Below are 22,497 nucleotides of genomic sequence, written 5' to 3' on the forward strand. Positions count from 1 at the left end.
TGTTATGTCCGGAAAAGCGCAACAGCAGTCTCGTATCAAAGAGTTGATACTTCTTGGTCGTGAGCAGGGTTACCTGACTTACGCGGAGGTCAACGACCACCTGCCTGAGGATATTTCAGATCCTGAGCAGGTGGAAGACATCATCCGCATGATTAACGACATGGGGATCAACGTATTCGAAGTCGCGCCAGATAAGGATTCCCTTATGCTGGCCGACGCTGATACCGACGAGGCCGCCGCTGAGGAAGCTGCTGCCGCGCTGGCTGCAGTAGAGACCGATATCGGCCGCACGACAGACCCGGTGCGCATGTATATGCGCGAAATGGGTACCGTCGAGCTGCTGACACGCGAAGGCGAAATCGAAATCGCCAAGCGTATCGAAGAGGGCATCCGCGAAGTGATGGGCGCTATTGCGCACTTCCCTGGCACGGTTGACCACATTCTCTCCGAGTACACCCGCGTCACCACCGAAGGTGGCCGCCTGTCCGACGTCCTGAGCGGTTATATCGACCCGGACGACGGCATTGCGCCGCCTGCCGCCGAAGTACCGCCGCCTGTTGATACGAAAGCCGCAAAAGCGGACGACGACACCGACGACGACGAAGCTGAAAGCAGCGACGACGAAGAAGAAGCCGAAAGCGGTCCAGACCCGGTCATCGCTGCCCAGCGCTTCGGTGCGGTTTCCGATCAAATGGAAATCACCCGCAAGGCCCTGAAAAAGCACGGTCGTGGCAACAAGCAGGCGATTGCCGAGCTGGTGGCCCTGGCTGAGCTGTTCATGCCGATCAAGCTGGTGCCCAAGCAATTCGAAGGCCTGGTTGAGCGGGTTCGCAGTGCCCTTGAGCGTCTGCGTGCCCAAGAGCGTGCGATCATGCAGCTCTGTGTGCGTGATGCGCGCATGCCGCGTACCGATTTCCTGCGCCAGTTCCCGGGCAACGAAGTTGACGAAAGCTGGAGCGACGCACTGGCCAAGGGCAAGGCGAAATACGCCGAAGCCATCGGCCGCCTGCAGCCCGATATCATCCGTTGCCAGCAGAAGCTGACCGCGCTTGAAACCGAAACCGGCCTGACGATTGCAGAAATCAAAGACATCAACCGTCGCATGTCGATCGGCGAGGCCAAGGCCCGCCGCGCGAAGAAAGAGATGGTTGAAGCGAACTTGCGTCTGGTGATCTCCATCGCCAAGAAGTACACCAACCGTGGCCTGCAATTCCTTGATCTGATCCAGGAAGGCAACATCGGCTTGATGAAGGCGGTGGACAAGTTCGAATACCGTCGCGGCTACAAGTTCTCGACTTATGCCACCTGGTGGATCCGTCAGGCGATCACTCGCTCGATCGCCGACCAGGCCCGCACCATCCGTATTCCGGTGCACATGATCGAGACCATCAACAAGCTCAACCGTATTTCCCGGCAGATGTTGCAGGAAATGGGTCGCGAACCGACCCCGGAAGAGCTGGGCGAACGCATGGAAATGCCTGAGGATAAAATCCGCAAGGTATTGAAGATCGCTAAAGAGCCGATCTCCATGGAAACGCCGATTGGTGATGACGAAGACTCCCATCTGGGTGACTTCATCGAAGACTCGACCATGCAGTCGCCAATCGATGTCGCCACTGTTGAGAGCTTGAAAGAAGCGACTCGCGACGTACTGTCCGGCCTCACTGCCCGTGAAGCCAAGGTACTGCGCATGCGTTTCGGCATCGACATGAATACCGACCACACCCTTGAGGAAGTCGGTAAGCAGTTTGACGTGACCCGTGAGCGGATCCGTCAGATCGAAGCCAAGGCGCTGCGCAAGTTGCGCCACCCGACGCGAAGCGAGCATCTGCGCTCCTTCCTCGACGAGTGATACCAGAACCCCCGGCCCAGGCCGGGGGTTTTGCTTTCTACCGACCGCTTTCCACAGATTAACTGCCCCGCACCACCCCGCCCTCGCAATGCCCGTCTACACTCGAGACATTCCCCGTGCCATAACGAGACCGTTATGCCCAGATTGCCGACCGTGATACTGCTGTCGCTGCTGACCTGGACCGCAACGGCTGGCGCGTTGACTCTTACGGATGATGAGCGTAGCTGGTTGGCGGACCATCAGGAGCTGCGCCTCGGCGTGGACGCGTCCTGGCCACCGTTTGAATATCGCGATGAAAATGGCCGATATCAGGGCCTGGCTGCCGATTACGTACGCCTACTCCAGGACCGTCTGGGCGTTCGAATCAAACTGATCGAACCCGTTAACTGGACCGCGGTGCTTGAACAAGCCCGCAATAATCAGCTCGACCTGCTGCCTGGCATCATGTCCACCCCCGAACGCCAAAACTTCCTGGCCTTCACACGCCCCTATCTCGACTTTCCCATCGTCATCCTGGCCCATGAAGGCGGCGCGAAACCACGCAGCCTCAAGGATTTGTACGGCCTGAAAATTGCCGTGGTGGAAAACTACGCGCCCCATGAACTGCTGCGTACCCACCATCCGGACCTGAATTTGGTGGCGATGCCCAACGTCAGTTCGACGCTGCAAGCCCTGGCCACCGATGAAGTGGATGCCGTGGTCGGCGACCTCGCCTCCAGCGTCTGGAGCCTGCGCCAACTCAAGCTCGACGGCCTGTACGTCAGCGGCGAAACACCCTATCGCTACCAACTGGCGATGGGCGTACCGCGGGATGAGAAAATCCTGGTGGGCATCCTGGACAAAGTCCTCGCCGACCTCAGCTCAGCCGAAACGGATGCGATCCAGCAACACTGGGTCGGTAGTTTCACCGATCACCGCACCTTCTGGGCTGACCTGCTCACGTACGGCCTGCCAGCGGTGCTGCTATTGAGTACGGTGCTGGCAATCGTGATTCGGATCAATCGCCGGCTCAGCTCGGAAATTTCCCGCCGGGTCGCCCTTGAGCAAGAACTGCGAAGCAGCGAGTACCACTATCGCGGCTTGGTGGAGAGCTTGTCCGCCATCGCCTGGGAAGCAAGCATCAGCGATTTCACCTACAGCTACGTGTCGCCCCATGCCGAAGACCTGCTCGGCTATCCCCGCGCCCATTGGCTGATTCCAGGCTTCTGGCGCAACATCATCCACCCCGCCGACCTGACCCGCGCCGAGGCCTATTGCTATCGGGAAACTCGCGCTAACCGTGATCACAGCATTGATTACCGGGTCATCACCGCTGATGGCCGCTGTCTGTGGGTACGTGACATTGTCAGCCTGATCGAACACGGCCACGAGCCAGTGCTGCGCGGCCTGATGATCGACATCAGCGAAGCCAAGCGCACCGAGGAAGCCCTGCAACTGTCCGAGCAGAAATTTGCCTCGGTGTTTCAGCAGTGCCCAGACATCCTGGTGATTGCCCAGTTGTCTGATGGCTGCCTGCTGGAGGTCAACAAGGCATTCGAGGACCAGATTGGGCTGCGCGCCGACGAGGTGGTAGGCAAAACCGCCTCAGATCTGAATATATGGGGCATTCAGGGCGTCGGTCCGGATTTGCTGCAGCGGGTACAGACCACCAGTATCCGTAACCTGGAAATGTCCTTTCTGCGCAGCAATGGTCAGGCATTTACCGGGCTGATCTCAGCTGAGCCGTTCCAACTCGATACCACTGAAGCCCTGGTGGTGGTGGTGCGCGATATCACCGAGCTCAAGGAAACCCAACAGCAGCTGCAAACCTCCGAAGAGAAATTCGCCAAGGCATTCCATGCTTCCCCCGACGGTTTACTACTGAGTCGCCAAAGAGATGGCCTGCTGATTGAAGTGAACGAAGGTTTCAGCCACCTGACCGGTTTCACCAGCGCCTCCTCACTTGACCAATCAACCCTGGACCTAGGCATCTGGGTCGACCTCAACGAACGCAAACACATGCTGGAGTTGATGCAGCGCGACGGTTTTGTGCGCGATTTCATCTGTCATATCCGTCGTGCCGACGGCCAGATTCGCCTGTGCGAAGTGTCCAGCCGCCCACTGCCGATTGGCGACGAAGATTGCATGCTGACCATCGCCCGGGACATCACCGAACGCCAGTTGATGCAGGAAAAACTGCAGCAGGCCGCCACGGTGTTCGAAAGCACCGCCGAAGGCGTCTTGATCACCGACACACGGCAGAACATCAGCGCCGTCAACCGCGCCTTCACTGAGATAACCGGCTACAGCGAGGTTGAAGCCCTTGGTCATACCCCGCGCCTGCTCGCCTCCGGCCTGCATGACAGCGCGTTCTATGCGGCGATGTGGCACCAGTTGACGGCCCACGGTCATTGGCAAGGAGAGATCTCCAACCGCCGCAAGAACGGCGAGGTGTATCCGAGCTGGCTGACCATCAGCGCCGTGCGTAACCGCGAGCAATTGGTCACGCACTTCGTTGCCGTGTTCGCCGACATCTCCAGCCTCAAGCTGGCCCAGGCACGCCTGGATTATCAGGCCCACCACGACCCATTGACCGGCCTGCCCAACCGCACCCTGTTTGAAAACCGGTTGCAGGCCGCCCTCAACGGCCAGCAGGAAAGTGGTAAACAGGGCGCGGTGTTGTTTCTCGACCTTGATCGCTTCAAACACATCAACGACAGCCTCGGCCACCCGGTCGGCGACCTGCTGCTCAAAGACATCGCCGTACGCCTCAAGGAGCAGTTGCGGGACGTGGACACCGTTGCTCGCTTGGGCGGCGACGAATTCATTATCCTGTTGCCCGGCTTGCAACAGGCCAGCGACGCCCAGCACTTGGCGAACAAACTGCTCGACTGTTTTACCCCGCCATTCCAAGCCGGCGAGCATGAGTTTTTTATCAGCGCCAGTATCGGCACCAGCCTGTATCCGCAAGACGGTACCGACGTCGCCACCCTGGTCAAAAATGCCGACGCCGCAATGTATCGCTCCAAGGCCAAGGGGCGTAACCGGGTCGAGCGCTATACCCGCGACCTGACTGCCCAAGCCAATGAACGCGTAGCGCTGGAGCACGAACTGCGCCGCGCCATCGAGCGTGAAGAATTGAGCCTGTATTACCAACCCAAACGCAGCCTGGTCACCCAGCAACTGATCGGCGCCGAAGCCTTGATCCGCTGGCATCACCCGACTCTGGGCGAGGTCCCGCCCGAGCACTTTATTGCCCTGGCCGAAGAGAACGGCATGATCCTGCAAATCGGCGACTGGGTACTGGAACAGGCCTGCCGGCAACTGCACGCCTGGCAAGCGGCTTTCGAGGATTTCGGCCCCCTGTCGGTCAACCTCGCAGGCGCGCAACTGCGTCACCCCAACCTGCTGTCACGCATCGAACAACTGCTGCACGATTACCGCCTCGAACCCGGCTGCCTGCAACTGGAAATCACCGAAAACTTCATCATGAGCCAAGCCGAAGAAGCACTGGCGGTGTTGCACCAACTCAAGCGCCTGGGCGTCCAATTGGCGATCGATGATTTCGGCACCGGTTATTCATCCCTCAGCTACCTCAAACGCCTGCCTCTGGACTTCCTCAAGATCGACCAATCCTTCGTCCGCGGCTTGCCCGACGACCCTCACGATGCAGCCATCGTGCGCGCCATCATCGCCCTTGGCCACAGCATGCAATTCACCATCATCGCCGAAGGCGTGGAGACCCCGGCACAACAAGCATTCCTCGCAAGCGAGGGGTGTGAACAGATGCAAGGCTACATCGTCAGCCTGCCCCTGCCGCCGGAGCTTTTTGCCGCCAGCTTCCTTCGTACACGGCACAAGGATTTTTCGGATGGCACAGTGAACAAACCATCGCTATAATCCGCGACCTACTGAGGGCCTATAGCTCAGTTGGTTAGAGCAGGGGACTCATAATCCCTTGGTCGTAGGTTCGAGTCCTACTGGGCCCACCACACAAGAAAGCCGCGCACTGCGCGGCTTTTGCGTATCTGACGTTTGACTCAAACAGACAATTCGCGCAGCGCTGCCGTCGCCAAAAAACCTGAACGAGAGGCGTAGCGGTGATCTTTTTGCACACGCTCGTCAATTCGGTGCAAAAGCTGCTCAGGTAAAGAAGCATTGAACCGTACCGATTTTCCCAAATACGGCGTGAGATCGAAGTCGACGATCGCCCAAACACCACCGGTGAAGTCGGGATTATCGAGATGAGCATCAACCTCTTGGGCCTGGGGAAGTTTTTCCTCGTCGGCAACCAATCCTTCAAGATGCAGCGCCAGCGCCTCCCGAACATTATCTAACGCTTCGGAAAACGAAGAGCCCGCCGAGAAGCAGCCTGGTACATCAGGGACCGTTACGCTGTAGTCCGAATCAGCGTCTTTATGCACTACCACTGGAAATTTCATCGATCCTCCTCTGAACAAGCTCACAGAGCTCATTCAAACCATCAGTCAGGCTTAATATTTAAGCCCTGCCGATTTAAAAATACTGTGCAAGGTGCCCTTAGCAATCTCTGACTTGGGGTGAGGGACTGTTACTCGTCCTCGCTTCACTGGGTGTTTGAACTGGTGATGACTACCCTTTACCGCCACCTCAACCCATCCATCCGCAACCAGCAGTTCAATGACCTCTCTACTTCTCATCGCTTCACCTTGCAGTGTGTATACTACACACCGCCCACCGATAGCGCGCTTTTTTTGCACACACAAAACATACCAATGAAAAAACCGCTCAACCGCTCAGCGGCCCCCTGAGAAAACATGATGAAGATGAGGCCCACCGTATCGCCAGCAAACTTCTGTCAGTTTTTATGCACTCTCAGCATTTAGCTCCCCTGCGAACTAAGATTCACGTCTGCATCTCGCCCACGCTAGCCTGTAATATCCCTCGCGAATTACACCCAGCACTGGAGCTCCCCCTTGCCCGCCCTAGACGAAATCGACCGCCAACTGATCGCCGCCCTGCAGCTCAATGCCCGTGAAAGCGTGGCCATGCTCGCCCGGCAGTTGGGCATCGCGCGTACCACCGTCACGTCGCGTCTGGCCCGCCTGGAAAAAACCCAGGTCATCACGGGTTACGGCGTGCGCCTGAGCCAGCGCGTTGCGGATGGTGGGTTGCAGGCTTATGTGGGCATTACCGTGCAACCCCGTTCGGGCAAAGAGGTGTTGCGCAGGCTAAGCGCCATGGCCCAGGTGCAGCAGTTGTGCGCGGTAAGTGGGGAGTTTGATTACGTGGCTTGGCTGCGCACCGATTCGCCGGAGCAACTGGACCAATTGCTGGACCAGATCGGCAGTGTCGATGGCGTCGAGAAAACCACCACCTCGATCATCCTCAGTAACAAATTGGATCGCGGACAACCAATCTGATCACTATATTCGTCGTATTGACTAAAACCAGCGCAATACGACGACACATTGCGTCTTATTAACGAGCGCAACGCTCCCTAAACTGGCTGCCATCTTTTCCTATACTCAACGGGCCCTCCTCCCGCCGAGCCGTCAGTAAGGTCAGCCATGAGCATTCCGTCCAGCACCCTCAGCAAGCCTAATCGCCACCCGGGCGACGGCAAGAAACCCATCACTATCTTCGGCCCGGATTTCCCGTTTGCCTTTGATGACTGGATCGAACACCCCGCCGGGCTGGGCAGTATTCCTGCGGTTAATCATGGCGCCGAAGTGGCAATTGTGGGAGCCGGGATCGCGGGCCTGGTTGCGGCCTACGAGCTGATGAAGCTCGGGCTCAAGCCCGTTGTGTATGAAGCCTCGAAGATGGGTGGCCGCTTGCGCTCGCAGGCCTTTGAAGGCGCCGAAGGCATCATCGCCGAGCTGGGCGGCATGCGGTTCCCGGTGTCGTCCACCGCGTTCTACCATTACGTGGACAAACTTGGACTGGAGACCAAGCCCTTTCCCAACCCGCTGACACCGGCGTCCGGCAGCACCGTGATCGATCTGGAAGGCCAGACCCACTACGCGCAAAAACTCGCCGATTTACCTGCACTGTTCCAGGAAGTGGCCGATGCCTGGGCCGACGCCCTGGAAGCCGGTTCACAGTTCGGCGATATCCAGCAGGCAATCCGCGACCGCGACGTGCCACGGCTCAAGGAACTGTGGAACAAGCTCGTGCCGCTGTGGGATGACCGTACCTTCTACGACTTCGTCGCCACCTCCAAGGCCTTCGCCAAGTTGTCGTTCCACCACCGTGAGGTGTTTGGCCAGGTCGGTTTCGGCACCGGCGGCTGGGACTCGGACTTCCCCAACTCGATGCTGGAAATCTTCCGCGTGGTGATGACCAACTGCGATGATCATCAACACCTGATCGTCGGTGGCGTGGCCCAAGTGCCCATGGGCATCTGGCGCCATGTGCCGGAACGCTGCGCCCACTGGCCGGCCGGTACCAGCCTGAGCTCGCTGCATAGAGGTGCGCCACGGGCCGGCGTGAAGCGCATTGCCCACGCCGCCGATGGCCGTTTCGCCGTTACCGACAACTACGGCGACACCCGTGAATACGCGGCGGTGCTGACCACCTGCCAAAGCTGGTTGCTGACCACCCAGATCGAATGCGACGAAACCCTGTTCTCACAAAAAATGTGGATGGCCCTGGATCGCACTCGCTACATGCAGTCCTCGAAAACCTTCGTGATGGTTGACCGCCCATTCTGGAAAGACAAAGACCCGCAAACCGGTCGCGACCTGATGAGCATGACCCTCACCGACCGCCTGACCCGTGGCACCTACCTATTCGATAACGGCGACGACAAGCCGGGGGTGATCTGCCTGTCCTACTCGTGGATGAGCGATGCGCTGAAGATGCTGCCCCAGCCCATCGACAAGCGGGTGAAACTGGCCCTCGATGCACTGAAGAAGATCTACCCCAAGGTCGACATCAAGGCGCGCATCATCGGCGACCCGATCACCGTGTCCTGGGAAGCCGACCCGCATTTCCTCGGGGCTTTCAAAGGTGCCTTGCCCGGTCACTATCGCTATAACCAGCGGATGTATGCGCACTTCATGCAAAAGGATATGCCCGCCGAACAACGCGGGATCTTCATCGCGGGTGATGATGTATCGTGGACGCCCGCCTGGGTCGAAGGCGCGGTACAAACCTCGCTCAACGCGGTGTGGGGCATCATGAACCACTTCGGTGGCAGCACCCACCCGCAGAACCCAGGCCCGGGCGACGTGTTCGATGAAATTGGGCCCATCGCCCTGGCAGAATAAGGAGTTGAGCATGCGTGTCGCCTTGTACCAATGCCCGCCACTGCCGCTGGATGTGGCCGCTAACCTGCAGCGCCTGCACCGGTTGGCCCATGAGGCACACGGCGCCGATGTGCTGGTGCTGCCAGAGATGTTCCTCAGCGGCTATAACATTGGCGCCGAAGCCGTTGGCGCACTGGCCGAGGCACAGGACGGGCCTTCGGCGCAGGCGATTGCCGAACTGGCGCAAGGCGCCGGGCTGGCGATCCTGTATGGCTACCCGGAGCGGGCCGACGACGGCCAGATCTACAACGCCGTGCAGTTGATTGACGCCCACGGCAAGCGCCTGTGCAACTACCGTAAGACCCACCTGTTTGGCGACCTTGACCACTCGATGTTCAGCGCCGGCCCCGATGATTTCCCGGTGGTGGAGTTGAACGGGTGGAAGGTGGGCATGCTGATTTGCTACGACCTGGAATTTCCGGAAAACACCCGGCGCCTGGCCCTGGCCGGTGCCGAACTGATCCTGGTGCCCACCGCCAATATGGTGCCGTTCGACTTTGTTGCCGACGTCACCGTGCGGGCGCGAGCCTTTGAAAACCAGTGTTTTGTGGCCTATGCCAACTACTGCGGCCACGAAGACGAGATTCACTACTGCGGGCAAAGCAGCATTGCCGCGCCGGACGGCCAGCGAATTGCCCAGGCCGGCCTGGATGAAGCCTTGATCGTCGGCACCCTGGAGCGCCAATCGATCTTCGATGCCCGCGCCGCCAACCACTACCTACAAGACCGTCGCGCCGAACTCTACGGCGCGCTGCACAAGCCCTGACCCATTGGGTTTGCTAGCATAGGCACTTCCCACGCCTCGGAAGTGCCCATGCCTGCGCCGGTTCACCCTCATCCCGCTCACCTGACCCTCGCCAATGGCCTGCGGGTCTGCCTGCGCCATGCGCCACGCTTGAAGCGCTGCGCCGCCGTTTTACAGGTGGCTGCCGGCAGCCATGACGTGCCATTGGCTTGGCCTGGGCTGGCGCATTTTCTTGAGCACTTGCTGTTTCTCGGTACCGAGCGCTTTCCAGCCGGCGAAGGGCTGATGGCCTACGTGCAACGACACGGTGGGCAGGTCAATGCCAGCACCCGTGAGCGCACCACCGAGTTTTTCTTTGAACTGCCGGTGCCGGTTTTTACAGACGGGCTGATGCGGTTGGCGGATATGCTGACTCACCCACGCCTGGCCCTCGACGATCAACAGCGTGAGCGCGAAGTGCTCGACGCGGAGTTCATCGCCTGGTCCCAGGATGCCAAGGCCCAACAACAAGTGGCGCTGCTGCAAGGCTTGGCAGCAGATCATCCGTTGCGCGGTTTTCATGCCGGCAACCGCGACAGCCTGCCGGTGGAAAGCGAGGCCTTTCAGCAAGCCTTGCGCGGGTTCCACGCACACTTTTATCAAAGCGGGCAGATGACTTTGAGCCTTGCCGGCCCACAATCGCTGACCGACCTGCAGGCCATGGCCCAGCAGTTCAGTGACCAACTGACACCCGGGCCATTGCACCCGCAGGCCGCTCCACCGGCCTTGATGCAAGGCTCCGCACGCTGCTATCAACACGCCGCCGATCGCCACCTGCATCAGGTCATTACCTGTGACGCACCACGGGAAGCGTTGGCGTTTCTCTGCACCTGGCTCAACGCCTCGGCCCCCGGCGGGTTGCTCGCCGAACTGCAAGCTCGACGACTGGCCACCGCGCTGCAGGCGTCCGTGCTGTACCAGTTTGCGGATCAAGCCGTGCTGGATATCCACTTCACTCTCGGCAGCGAGCGCGAACCGGCCACGCAGATCGAAGAGTTACTGCACGACTGGCTGAGCTTCTTCGCACACAGCGACTGGACAGCGTTACGCGAAGAATTCGCCTTGCTCAATGCTCGCCAGCAACAGGTCCAAGGCGCCCTGGCCTTGGCGCGCAACGACGCCCACGATCTGTCGGAACAAGGCGCCGCTGCCCTCAAGGCCATGCTCGATTCACTGCACCTGCCCGCCTCCCGGCACCCTTGGCAACTGCCGCCTAACAATCCTTTGCTTCGTGCGCCCGCCAAGGAAGAACGCGCCGGCCTGATTCGCGGCCAAACCAGCGCCCATCGTGGCTTGCGTACCTTTGCCCAGGATCGCTCACGGGGCCGACGGGAGCTGTCGGCGCTGACCTTCAGCCAGGCGTTGGCGGATGACACGGGCGAAGGTGCGCTGTACCTGCACTGGCGGTTTGACTCGGCGGTACCCACCGGGCTGGAAAGCCTGTTGCGGCCGTTGTGCGAACAGGCACGGCAGGCGGGCGTCGAGTTGTCTTGCGAAACGATCGCCACTGACTGGCAGGTGAAGATGCACGGCCTCCACGAGCCCATGCCGGCGGTGCTCGAAGCGTTGGCGCGGTGCCTGAGTGGCTCGGATGAACCGTCGCCCGCTCCCGCGCCGATGATCGCCATCCGGGAACTGCTCAAGGCGTTGCCTACTTGCTGTGCTGGTGTTCAACCCGAGCCTCAGGGGACGACAGCGTCCTGGGCCACAGCACGCTGGCAGGGGCTGGTCACAGGCTTGCCCGCCAGCTGTGAAGCGGCGATCAAAGCCGCAGCGGCCCGGTTGCCTGGGCAACCGGCAACTCTGCCTTTCACACCTCAGGCCCTTGACGGACAAAAGCGCTGGCACGCAGTCAACACCGAATCCAGCGAGGCGGCGCTACTGCTATTTTGCCCAACGCCTGTGCAAACCCTCGCCGATGAAGCCAACTGGCGGTTACTCGGGCACGTGCTGCAAGGGCCGTTCTACCAGCGCTTGAGAGTCGAACTGCAAATCGGCTACGCCGTGTTCAGTGGCATCCGACAAATCAACGGCCAAACCGGCCTGCTGTTTGGGGTGCAATCGCCCAGCACTTCCCTGGACGGCATCGTCGAACAGTTGCAGGCCTTCCTCGAACAACTGCCGTCGTTGATCGAGCGCTGCCCCGACTTGGGTAACCAGGCCCTCGCGCAGCAGTTCGCGGCCCAGGCGCTACCCGTCAACCAGGCTGCCGAGTTGCTCTGGCATGCGCACTTGGCAGGTCATTCGTCGGGTTATCTGGATCAGCTTCAACAGTTGATTCAACAGCGCACACGCGAGGATGTGCAGCACGCCGCGCAGCAACTCAATGACGCCGCAGGCGGCTGGCAATGCGTGGCCAACGGGCGGTGTATCAACGACGACTGGCAAGCGGCGTCGTGATCATTGCCAACCCTGCAATAGGCTTTCTCCACCGAGACAGCGCTAACTTGAATAAAATTGCGTAACATTGCGCAGCAATATCTGAACATCTCCAATGGGAGGTGGACTATATGTATTACTTGGTAGTGAACGTCCCATCCCTTGATAGGAGTAAGAATATGACCTGGTCCAAACCTGCTTACACTGATCTGCGTATCGGTTTCGAAGTCACCATGTACTTCGCCAGCCGTTGATTGGCTGAGTAATACAACGCCTCGGTTCGCCCGGGGCGTTTTTGTTTTGAGCTGTGCTTGAGGGAGCGATCATGTTTGTCCAGATTCTAGGTTCCGCCGCCGGCGGTGGCTTCCCGCAGTGGAACTGCAACTGCGTGAACTGCGCAGGTTTTCGTAATGGCAGCCTGCGGGCCCACGCGCGTACCCAGTCGTCCATCGCGATCTCCGACGATGGCGTGAACTGGGTGCTCTGCAATGCATCGCCGGATATCCGCGCGCAGCTCCAGGGCTTTGCGCCCATGCAACCGGGCCGCGCCCTGCGCGATACCGGCATCAGCGCAATCATCCTGATGGACAGCCAGATCGACCACACCACTGGCCTGCTGAGCCTGCGCGAAGGCTGCCCACACCAGGTGTGGTGCACCGACATGGTCCATGAAGACCTGAGCACCGGCTTCCCATTGTTCACCATGCTGACCCACTGGAACGGTGGCCTGGCCTGGAACCGCATCGAGCTGGACGCCAGCTTCACCATCCCGGCCTGCCCCAACCTGCGCTTCACCCCGCTGCCGTTGCGTAGCGCCGCACCGCCCTATTCGCCACATCGTTTCGACCCGCACCCCGGTGACAACATTGGCCTGATCGTCGAAGACCTGCGCACCGGCGGCAAATTGTTCTACGCCCCGGGCCTGGGCAAGGTCGACGCACCGTTGCTGGAGATCATGGCCGGCAGCGACTGCCTGCTGGTCGACGGCACGATGTGGGACGACGATGAAATGCAGCGCCGTGGCGTCGGCACCCGCACCGGGCGTGAGATGGGCCACCTGGCACAGAACGGCCCCGGCGGCATGCTTGAAGTGCTGGAACAACTGCCCAAGCAGCGCAAAGTGCTTATCCACATCAACAACACCAACCCGATCCTCGATGAAGACTCCCCCGAGCGAGCGGAGCTGGTGCGTCGCAATGTCGAAGTGGCTTACGACGGCATGAGCATTGAATTGTAGGAGCATTCGAAATGACCGACACACCGTTGAGCAAGGCTGAGTTCGAAGCGGCCCTGCGCGCCAAGGGCGCCTTCTACCATATCCATCACCCCTACCATGTGGCGATGTACGAAGGCCGCGCCAGCCGTGAGCAGATCCAGGGCTGGGTCGCCAATCGCTTCTACTATCAGGTGAATATCCCGCTGAAAGACGCGGCGATCCTGGCCAACTGCCCTGACCGTGAAATCCGTCGCGAATGGATCCAGCGCCTGCTCGACCATGACGGCGCGCCCGGTGAAGACGGCGGTATCGAAGCCTGGCTGCGCCTGGGCCAGGCTGTGGGTCTGGACCCCGACCAATTGCGCTCCCAGGAGTTGGTGCTGCCCGGTGTACGCTTCGCCGTGGACGCCTATGTCAACTTCGCCCGCCGCGCCAGCTGGCAAGAAGCCGCCAGCAGCTCGTTGACCGAGCTGTTCGCGCCGCAAATCCACCAGTCGCGCCTCGACAGTTGGCCCCAGCATTACCCGTGGATCGACCCGGCCGGTTACGAGTACTTCCGCACACGCCTGGGCCAGGCCCGTCGCGATGTGGAACACGGCTTGGCGATCACCCTGCAGCACTACACCACCCGCGAGGGGCAGGAGCGCATGCTGGAAATTCTCCAGTTCAAACTGGACATCCTGTGGAGCATGCTGGACGCCATGAGCATGGCCTACGAACTCAAACGCCCGCCGTATCACAGCGTCACCGAACAGCGGGTATGGCATAAAGGGATCACCCTATGAGCTTTGATCGCAGTAAAAAACCGACCTGGCGCCAGGGCTATCGCTACCAGTACGAGCCTGCACAAAAAGGCCATGTTCTGCTCTACCCCGAAGGCATGATCAAGCTCAACGATAGCGCCGCATTGATCGGCGGCCTGATCGACGGCGAGCGCGACGTGGCGGCCATCATTGCCGAGCTGGACAAGCAGTTCCCCGGCGTACCGGAGCTGGGTGACGACATCGAGCAATTCATGGAGGTCGCCCGTGCTGAGCACTGGATCACCCTTGCCTGAGAAACCCGCCATCGGCCTGCCGCTGTGGCTGCTGGCCGAGCTGACCTATCGCTGCCCGCTGCAGTGCCCGTATTGTTCCAACCCGCTGGATTTCGCCGAGCAGGGCAAGGAGCTGAGCACCGAACAATGGATCAAGGTATTTCGCGAAGCCCGTGAAATGGGCGCGGCGCAGTTGGGGTTTTCCGGCGGTGAGCCGCTGGTGCGCCAGGACTTGGCCGAACTGATCGGCGAGGCGCGCAAGCTGGGTTTCTACACCAACCTGATCACCTCGGGCATCGGCCTCACCGAGCAAAAAATCAGCGACTTCAAGAAGGCCGGCCTGGACCATATCCAGATCAGCTTCCAGGCCAGTGACGAACAGGTGAACAACCTGCTGGCCGGCTCGAAAAAAGCCTTCGCGCAAAAACTGGAAATGGCCCGAGCGGTGAAAGCCCACGGCTACCCGATGGTGCTGAACTTCGTCACCCATCGGCACAATATCGACAAGATCGACCGCATCATCGAGCTGTGCATTGCGCTGGAAGCAGATTTCGTCGAGCTCGCCACCTGCCAGTTCTACGGTTGGGCGCAGCTCAATCGCGTGGGCTTGCTGCCCACCCGCGAGCAGTTGGTGCGCGCCGAACGCATCACCAATGAATACCGCGCCAAGCTGGAAGCCGAAGGCCACCCCTGCAAGCTGATCTTCGTGACACCGGATTATTACGAGGAGCGCCCCAAAGCCTGCATGAACGGCTGGGGCAGCATCTTCCTGACCGTCACGCCTGACGGCACCGCCCTGCCTTGTCACGGCGCAAGGCAGATGCCCGTGCAGTTTCCCAATGTGCGCGACCACAGCATGCAGCACATCTGGTACGACTCGTTTGGCTTCAATCGCTTTCGTGGCTACGACTGGATGCCCGAGCCGTGCCGTTCATGCGACGAAAAAGAAAAGGACTTTGGCGGCTGCCGTTGCCAGGCCTTCATGCTCACCGGTGACGCCAGCAATGCCGACCCGGTCTGCAGCAAATCCGAGCAGCACGGCATCATCCTTCAGGCGCGGGAAGAAGCCGAACAGGCCACCCAGACCATCGAGCAACTGGCCTTTCGCAATGAGCGCAACTCAAGGCTCATTGCAAAAGGCTGAGGGTCTCAACGCTTGGCGATGATGTACACCGCGTGGATGATGCCAGGGAAGTAACCGCACAGGGTCAGCAGGATATTCAGCCAGAAGGCACCGCCGAAACCTACTTGCAGGAACACACCCAATGGCGGCAGCAGAATGGCGATGATGATACGAATGATGTCCATGGGTCAGCTCCAGAAAATCGGCTCGTGTGAGCCGTGTAGCTAATCGACCTTGGCGGTTCGTGAGGGTTCAGTGGATTCTGGCATTGGGCCATCTCAGGCCAGAATCTCCAGCCATCCTTTTCACACCAGAAATTACCCAGACAAAAAAACGCCCCCAGCCAAAAGAATCAGGCTGGAGGCGTCGCGTATGCCGCGAGACGGTTCAGGAAACTGGGGTCAAACGGCGATGCCCTTGCGGCATTGCACTTGAGCGGTGCGCACCCGAGAAAAGGCGCGGGCAAGCCGCAGCAGCATTTCGTCGATGTGGGTTTTGCTGATGTTCAGCGCAGGGGTAAAGCGCAGGCAGTCAGGTTGTGAGGCGGTGAGAATCAGGCCTTCGTGCAGCGCGGCCTTGACCACTGCTGCGGCGCAATCGTCCGACAGTGTCAGGCCCCAAAGCAGCCCGTTGCCGCGCAAGGGCCCATGGCCGTAACGATAGGCCAGGCGGGCAAGGCCTTCTGCCAGGTACAAGCCGGATTCGCGCAGATGCTCGAGAAAGCCGTTCGCCAATACAGCGTCGAGTACCGCGATACCCGCAGATGCCATCAGCGCATTGCCATGATGCGTACCGTCCAACTCGCCCGGTTCGAAGCAACAGGCAGTACCACGCGCCAGCAGCGCCGCCAGGGGCACGCCACCGCCGAGGCCTTTGCCCAGGGCAATGATGTCGGCGCGCACGCCGTATTGTTGTTCGGCCAGCAAGCTGCCACAGCGGCCCACACCGGTTTGCACTTCGTCGAAGATCAGCAGAATCCCCAGCTCACGACACAGGCGTTCGACGCCCTTGAGGTAATGTTCGGTCGCGGGGATGACACCGCCGCCGCTTTGGATCGGCTCCAGCATGATAGCGACGGTTTGCGCATCCACCGCTGCATGCAGGGCCGGTAGATCGTTGAACGGCACCTGGCTGAAACCTGGCAACTGCGGTTCGAAACGGTTTTCGCAGGCCACATCCGACGCCGACATCGCCCCCAAGCTACGGCCATGACAGCCGTTGCTTAAGGTGATGATGTGGTAAGCGCCACCGCGATGCAGTTGGCCCCACTTGCGTGCCAACTTGATGGCCGCTTCACAGGCTTCGGCACCGCTGTTGAGCAAATAGGCCTGGTCGCTGCAGGTGTGATGGCAAAGACGATCGACGAGGTCCAGTTGCGCGCGGTTGTGCAAACCCAGGCCAGGGTTGATCACGCTGTGCATCTGTTCGGCAATGGCGTCGCGCACGGCCTGGGGACTGTGGCCCAGGCTATTGGCGCCGCCACCCTGACTGAAATCCAGATAGGCGCGGTCGTCTGCGTCCAAAAGCCAGGAACCCTGCCCCTGCACAAACACCTGGGGCGGGCGCGCCACAGTGGGCATCAGGCACTGGCTGGAAACCTCTGCACGCGGGGCATGCACAACCAGGTCATCCAGACTCGGCGCAGAGCGACGGAACAAGTTCACACTTCACCCCCGCTGGCAACCTGACCTTGGTCGATGCCACCTGCCAGTGAGGCGTTCAGATTTTTTGCCTTGCCTATGTAAACGCTATCAACAAAAACGCTGTTCATTGTCCGATCCGGCCCTGTAAGCCCTGCGAATAGGCGCTAGACTAGGCGTCTCGGGGGCCAGCGGCCATTTCGATTTTCCAGCTTTTTCGATAAGCAAACCTTATGGATTTCAAGCAACTGCGTTATTTCGTCGCGGTGTATGAGGAAGGCCACGTAGGCCGTGCCGCGGAGCGTCTGTCCATCTCCCAGCCAGCGCTGTCGCAACAGATTCGCCAACTGGAACAGAACCTCGACGTCAGCCTGTTCGAACGCAGCAGCAAGCGCCTGTTGCCGACCCTGGCGGCCCACACCTTATACAACCACGCATTGCCGCTGATTGATGGCATGCAGCAAGCCGTGGAGGCGCTGCGCAATTTCAAGGGCCAAGCCATGCGCACCCTGGCCATCGGCGTGCTGCAAACCGTGCACACCAGCCTGGTGCCACAGATGCTTGAGCGCGTGCGCAAAGCCCAGCCCCATCTAGTGGTGCAGATCTACGAGCTGACCGGGCTTGAGATTGAACGGCGGTTGCTCAATGGCTCCCTCGATATCGGCATCAGCTACCTGCCACCCCGTCAACCGGGCCTGCATGGCGTGCTGCTGTATGAAGACGAGTTGAAAGTGGTGATTCCCGAAGACCATCCGTTGCGCGAGTTCAAGAAAGTCTCGCTCAAACAAGCCGCCGAGTTACCGATGTTGCTGTTGGGGGAAGAGTTTCAGGTTCGGCAGATCTGGCAAGGCCAACTGTCCAACCTCGGGCGGCGTCCGCAAGTGCAGGCGGAGCTCAATACCATGGTGGGCATTCTCGACAGCCTGCCTCACACCCGGCTGGCGACGGTGCTGCCTGGGCGCTCCCAGGACGAGCACAACAGCAAGGCACTGCTGTGGAAACCCTTGAGCGAGCCCAGGGTACCGCTGAAAGTCGGGTTGGTATGCCGCGATGTGCAACGCCAGCAGGCGACGGTGGCGTTATTGCGCACCCTGCTGGAAGACGTAATGAATGCCCCGTCGGCAAGCGCCTGACTTTTTCGCGGGCAAAAGAAAACCCCGCCGAAGCGGGGCTTTGCAGACTGTTTCCCTGACATCCATTTCACTCCGCCATCCTGGCAGAATCCTACGTGTCCGTGTTGTTGCTTTGCGCTTCCTGCGCGACGTCCATGTGAAGTAGATTAGCCGTGGATCCAATGTGGCGATAGAGGACGATTAGCAGCACGTCATGTAAGAGAATGCTTACACGCCCTCCGCGCCCTTAAAACAGGGCTTCATCCATCAGGAACAGTGATTCGCTACCGGCTTTTACCGACGCACTCAACGAGTGGATACGCGGCAACAGACGGGCAAAGTAGAAACGCGCAGTCCCCAGTTTGCTGGCGTAGAAATCCTCTTCGCCCTCTTTACCCAACGCCGCCTTGGCCATGCGCGCCCACATATAGGCATAGGCCATGTAGCCGAACGCATGCAGATATTCCACCGAGGCCGCGCCGATTTCATTGGCGTCGCTCTTGGCGCGGTCCAGCACCCAGGCCGTCAACTCATCCAGGTTATCCACTGCCACACTTAGCGGCTTGGTGAATTCGGCCAACTCAGGGCCCGATGCGGCGATGAACTGGCGGATCTCATCGGCGAACAAGGTATAGAACGCACCGCCGCTGCCGACGATCTTGCGACCCATCAGGTCCAGGGCCTGAATGCCGTTGGTGCCTTCGTAGATCTGGGTGATGCGCACGTCACGCACCAATTGCTCCTGGCCCCACTCGCGGATGTAACCGTGGCCGCCAAACACCTGCTGGCCAAGCACGGTGGTTTCCAGGCCCAGGTCAGTAAGGAACGCCTTGGCCACCGGCGTCAGCAACGCCACCAGGTTATCGGCACGCTCGCGCGCCTGGGCATCGTCGCTGAACTTGGCGATGTCCAACTGCGTCGCCACGTAGGTGGAGAACGCCCGGCCGCCTTCGTTCGCCGCCTTCATGGTCAGCAACATGCGACGGACATCCGGATGCACGATGATCGGGTCTGCCGGCTTGTCCTTGGCCTGCGCGCCTAGCGGGGAACGGCTCTGCAGACGGTCGCGGGCATATTCAATCGCGTTCTGATAGGACCGCTCACCCGACGCCAGGCCCTGAATGCCAACACCCAGGCGCTCATAGTTCATCATGGTGAACATCGCCGCCAAGCCACGGTTGGGCTCACCGACCAGGTAACCCACGGCTTCGTCGAAGTTCATCACACAGGTAGCGGAGGCCTGGATGCCCATCTTGTGTTCAATGGAGCCGCAATTCACCGGGTTACGCACGCCCAGGCTGCCATCGGCATTTACCAGGAACTTCGGTACCAGGAACAGCGAGATGCCCTTGGGCCCGGCCGGTGCGTCCGGCAGTTTGGCCAGCACCAGGTGGATGATATTTTCGGTGAGGTCGTGCTCGCCACCGGTGATGAAGATCTTGGTGCCGCTGACCTTGTAGGAGCCGTCCGCCTGAGGCTCGGCCTTGGTGCGGATCATCCCCAGGTCGGTACCGGCATGGGCTTCCGTCAGGCACATGGAACCGGCCCACTCACCGGAATACATCTTCGGCAGGTAGGTGGCCTTGAGTTCATCACTGGCGTGAGTGTTGATGGAGACACAAGCGCCGGAGGTCAACATCGGGTACAGGCCGAAAGCCAGGCTCGATGAGTTGATCATTTCTTCAACCTGCGCCGACACGGCCTTGGGCATGCCCATGCCGCCGTAGGTCGGGTCGCCGCCCACCCCCACCCAGCCGCCTTCGGCGTAGGTGCTGTAGGCTTGAGGGAAACCGTCGGGCGTCGTGACGGCGCCGTCTGCCCACTGGCAGCCTTGCTCATCGCCGCCGCGGCTGAGTGGGGCAATGGATTTGGCGGTGACCTTGCCGGCCTCCTCCAGGATCGCCTCGACAGTTTCGGCGTCAACGCTGTCTGCCAATGCCGGTAACTGGGCCCAAGTATTAGCGACCTCAAAAACTTCGTTGAGGACGAAGCGCATATCACGCAACGGCGCTTTGTAATCAGCCATGGCAAACCTCGTGAGAACGTGAAAAATGATTCGATAGGATCGGTTTTACAGGCGTCGAGTGTACCCGAACAACTTTTAAGACACATAGGGTCCGTTCGTGACCATTAAGTATTTATAAGTCACATACAAACCATTGTGGGAGCGGGCTTGCTCGCGAATGCGGCGTGTCAGTCGCTACATCTTTGACTGTACCAGCGCATTCGCGGGCAAGCCCGCTCCCACATTTTGACCCCGAGCAATCAGTGACCTCTACAGTGCAAAGGCCTGCGCCGGTAAGCTCATCAGGCATTCGCTCCCCGCCTCCACCGCAGCACGGTGCATGGCCGTACGCGGCAACAGGCGCTTGAAATAAAAGTCGCAGGTCGCAAGCTTCGCCTGGGCAAACCCTGGGTCATCCTGGGCTTGCGCCGCGATCGCCATGCGCAACCACAAGTAGGCAAGGATGATGTAACCGCTGTACATCAGGTAATCCATGGCCGCAGCGCCCACTTCGTCAGGGTTTTTCATCGCCGCCGTGCCGACCTTCAGGGTCAGCTCGCCCCATTGCTGGTTCAGCTCATTGAGCTGCGTCACATGGGACTTGAGCTGCGCATGCTCGGCATTGGCCGCGCAGAACTTATGCACAATTTTGGTAAACCCACGCAGCAACTTGCCCTGGCTACCCAATACCTTGCGCCCGAGCAGGTCCAGAGCCTGGATGCTGTTGGTGCCTTCATAGATCGGGGCGATACGTGCGTCACGGGCCAGTTGCTCCATGCCCCACTCACGAATATAGCCATGGCCACCGAATACCTGCATGCCGTGGTTGGTCACCTCCAGGCCGGTTTCGGTCATGAAGGCTTTACAGATCGGCGTGAGGAAGGCTAACAGGTCCTCGGCTTCCTGGCGTTGGCCAGCGTCGCTGCCCAGGTGCGCGGTATCGAGCAGTTGCGCGGTGAAATAGGTCAACGCGCGGTTGCCCTCGTTGAAGGCTTTCATGGTCAGCAGCATGCGGCGTACATCGGCGTGCACGATGATCGGGTCGGCAGCTTTCTCCGGAGCCTTGGCGCCGGTGAGCGAACGCATTTGCAGGCGGTCGTTGGCATATTTGATCGCGCCCTGGAAGCTCGCCTCGCCGTTGCACAGGCCCTGCATGCCGGTGCCCAGGCGTGCGTGGTTCATCATGGTGAACATGCAGTTGAGGCCCTTGTTCGCCTCGCCAATCAAATAGCCTTTGGCGCCATCGAAATTCAACACGCAGGTGGCCGAGGCCTTGATGCCCATCTTGTGTTCGATGGAGCCGCAGTGCACCGCATTGCGCTCGCCGGAGTCGGCATGGAACTTGGGCACGATAAACAACGAAATGCCCTTGGTGCCCGCCGGCGCATCCGGCAGTTTGGCCAGCACCAGGTGGATGATATTGGCGCTCATGTCGTGCTCGCCGGCCGAGATGAAGATCTTGCTGCCGGTGACCGCGTAACTGCCGTCTGCCTGCGGTACGGCGCGGGTCTTGATCAAGCCCAGGTCGGTGCCGCAGTGGGCTTCGGTCAGGCACATGGTACCGGTCCATTCGCCGGCGGTGAGTTTGCTCAGGTAAGTGGCTTTCTGTTCGTCGGTGCCGTGGGCATGGATGGCCGACATCGCACCGTGGGTCAGGCCAGGGTACATGCCCCAGGAGGTGTTGCTGGAACCGATCATCTCGCTCAGCACCAGGCCCAGGGAATGGGGCAGGCCCTGGCCACCGTAGGCTGGGTCTGCCGCCACGCCGTGCCAGCCGCCTTCCACATACTGGGCAAAGGCTTGCTTGAAGCCTTTGGGCGTGGTCACCACGCCATTATCGAAATGGCAGCCCTCTTCATCGCCGCTGCGATTGAGCGGCGCGAGTACGTTTTCGCAGAATTTGGCGCCTTCTTCGAGGATCGCACTGACCATGTCCGGGCTGGCATCCGTGGCGCCCAGGGCCGCATAGTGGCCGTGGAAATCGAATACGGTGTCGATCAGAAAGCGCATGTCGCGCAGGGGAGCTTTGTACTCAGGCATGGCAATGTCTCCGGCAGCAGATAGGGTTAACCTACTGCC

At 60.1% G+C, this 22,497-nt stretch carries 18 protein-coding genes and 1 tRNA gene; 13 read left to right on the forward strand and 6 right to left on the reverse strand.

Annotated features, from left to right (window positions below; translation table 11 throughout):
• The first annotated feature begins 4 nt into the window (after positions 1–4).
• From rpoD to QK296_RS10045, 3 genes are all read left to right on the forward strand, one after another.
• Positions 5–1,852 carry an RNA polymerase sigma factor RpoD gene (rpoD, locus tag QK296_RS10035; RefSeq protein WP_282390872.1) on the forward strand — a complete coding sequence of 616 codons (1,848 nt, stop codon included), beginning with the start codon at positions 5–7 and terminating at the stop codon, positions 1,850–1,852.
• Positions 1,853–1,987: 135 nt separating this feature from the next.
• On the forward strand, positions 1,988–5,731 hold the full coding sequence (locus QK296_RS10040; protein ID WP_282390873.1) for a bifunctional diguanylate cyclase/phosphodiesterase: 3,744 nt from the start codon (positions 1,988–1,990) through the stop codon (positions 5,729–5,731).
• A gap of 15 nt (positions 5,732–5,746) precedes the next feature.
• Positions 5,747–5,823 (forward strand) — tRNA-Ile (locus QK296_RS10045).
• Between the two features lie 48 nt (positions 5,824–5,871).
• Here the strand turns inward: QK296_RS10045 and QK296_RS10050 are convergent.
• Both QK296_RS10050 and QK296_RS10055 read right to left on the reverse strand, forming a co-directional pair.
• Positions 5,872–6,273 carry a type II toxin-antitoxin system HicB family antitoxin gene (locus QK296_RS10050; protein ID WP_034133907.1) on the reverse strand — a complete coding sequence of 134 codons (402 nt, stop codon included), beginning with the start codon at positions 6,271–6,273 and terminating at the stop codon, positions 5,872–5,874.
• Positions 6,274–6,324: 51 nt separating this feature from the next.
• A complete protein-coding gene (locus tag QK296_RS10055) occupies positions 6,325–6,510 on the reverse strand; it encodes a type II toxin-antitoxin system HicA family toxin (protein WP_080765506.1) in 186 nt (61 codons plus the stop codon).
• A gap of 276 nt (positions 6,511–6,786) precedes the next feature.
• On the opposite strand from QK296_RS10055, the gene QK296_RS10060 reads away from it, so the two are divergent.
• From QK296_RS10060 to pqqE, 9 genes are all read left to right on the forward strand, one after another.
• The gene (locus QK296_RS10060; RefSeq protein ID WP_034133908.1) at positions 6,787–7,233 is read left to right on the forward strand and encodes an Lrp/AsnC family transcriptional regulator; all 447 of its coding nucleotides are present in this window, start codon (positions 6,787–6,789) and stop codon (positions 7,231–7,233) included.
• Positions 7,234–7,380: 147 nt separating this feature from the next.
• Complete coding sequence (locus QK296_RS10065) at positions 7,381–9,084, forward strand: NAD(P)/FAD-dependent oxidoreductase (RefSeq protein WP_003194758.1); 1,704 nt, start codon at positions 7,381–7,383, stop codon at positions 9,082–9,084.
• Positions 9,085–9,094: 10 nt separating this feature from the next.
• Positions 9,095–9,889: a carbon-nitrogen hydrolase family protein gene (locus tag QK296_RS10070; RefSeq protein ID WP_003194759.1), complete on the forward strand. Its 795-nt coding sequence runs from the start codon at positions 9,095–9,097 to the stop codon at positions 9,887–9,889.
• 48 nt (positions 9,890–9,937) lie between these two features.
• Complete coding sequence (gene pqqF / locus QK296_RS10075) at positions 9,938–12,307, forward strand: pyrroloquinoline quinone biosynthesis protein PqqF (RefSeq protein ID WP_282390874.1); 2,370 nt, start codon at positions 9,938–9,940, stop codon at positions 12,305–12,307.
• 158 nt (positions 12,308–12,465) lie between these two features.
• The gene (gene pqqA, locus QK296_RS10080; protein ID WP_003194766.1) at positions 12,466–12,540 is read left to right on the forward strand and encodes a pyrroloquinoline quinone precursor peptide PqqA; all 75 of its coding nucleotides are present in this window, start codon (positions 12,466–12,468) and stop codon (positions 12,538–12,540) included.
• 71 nt (positions 12,541–12,611) lie between these two features.
• Positions 12,612–13,523, forward strand: coding sequence for a pyrroloquinoline quinone biosynthesis protein PqqB (gene pqqB / locus QK296_RS10085; RefSeq protein ID WP_198719941.1), 912 nt, complete (start codon positions 12,612–12,614; stop codon positions 13,521–13,523).
• Positions 13,524–13,534: 11 nt separating this feature from the next.
• Entirely contained in the window at positions 13,535–14,287 is a 753-nt protein-coding gene (gene pqqC, locus QK296_RS10090) for a pyrroloquinoline-quinone synthase PqqC (protein ID WP_003194770.1), read from the forward strand.
• The gene (pqqD, locus tag QK296_RS10095) at positions 14,284–14,559 is read left to right on the forward strand and encodes a pyrroloquinoline quinone biosynthesis peptide chaperone PqqD (RefSeq protein ID WP_003194772.1); all 276 of its coding nucleotides are present in this window, start codon (positions 14,284–14,286) and stop codon (positions 14,557–14,559) included. The genes pqqC and pqqD overlap by 4 nt, the downstream gene beginning before the upstream one ends.
• A complete protein-coding gene (pqqE, locus tag QK296_RS10100; protein WP_014720196.1) occupies positions 14,531–15,682 on the forward strand; it encodes a pyrroloquinoline quinone biosynthesis protein PqqE in 1,152 nt (383 codons plus the stop codon). The genes pqqD and pqqE overlap by 29 nt, the downstream gene beginning before the upstream one ends.
• Before the next feature lie 5 nt (positions 15,683–15,687).
• Here the strand turns inward: pqqE and QK296_RS10105 are convergent, their stop codons facing one another.
• A complete protein-coding gene (locus QK296_RS10105; RefSeq protein ID WP_003194776.1) occupies positions 15,688–15,846 on the reverse strand; it encodes a YqaE/Pmp3 family membrane protein in 159 nt (52 codons plus the stop codon).
• Positions 15,847–16,062: 216 nt separating this feature from the next.
• Positions 16,063–17,325, reverse strand: coding sequence for an aminotransferase class III-fold pyridoxal phosphate-dependent enzyme (locus QK296_RS10110; RefSeq protein ID WP_282390875.1), 1,263 nt, complete (start codon positions 17,323–17,325; stop codon positions 16,063–16,065).
• 209 nt (positions 17,326–17,534) lie between these two features.
• On the opposite strand from QK296_RS10110, the gene QK296_RS10115 reads away from it, so the two are divergent.
• On the forward strand, positions 17,535–18,434 hold the full coding sequence (locus QK296_RS10115; RefSeq protein WP_003194779.1) for a LysR family transcriptional regulator: 900 nt from the start codon (positions 17,535–17,537) through the stop codon (positions 18,432–18,434).
• A 226-nt stretch (positions 18,435–18,660) separates the two neighbouring features.
• Here QK296_RS10115 and QK296_RS10120 read toward each other — a convergent pair whose 3' ends face one another.
• On the reverse strand, positions 18,661–20,439 hold the full coding sequence (locus tag QK296_RS10120; RefSeq protein ID WP_282390876.1) for an acyl-CoA dehydrogenase C-terminal domain-containing protein: 1,779 nt from the start codon (positions 20,437–20,439) through the stop codon (positions 18,661–18,663).
• 249 nt (positions 20,440–20,688) lie between these two features.
• Positions 20,689–22,458 (reverse strand): acyl-CoA dehydrogenase C-terminal domain-containing protein, encoded by a 1,770-nt coding sequence (locus QK296_RS10125; protein WP_282390877.1) that lies wholly within the window; start codon positions 22,456–22,458, stop codon positions 20,689–20,691.
• Between the last annotated feature and the right edge of the window lie 39 nt (positions 22,459–22,497).

This window comes from Pseudomonas sp. AL10 (genome assembly GCF_029960685.1).
Taxonomy (GTDB): Bacteria; Pseudomonadota; Gammaproteobacteria; order Pseudomonadales; family Pseudomonadaceae; genus Aquipseudomonas; species Aquipseudomonas lactis.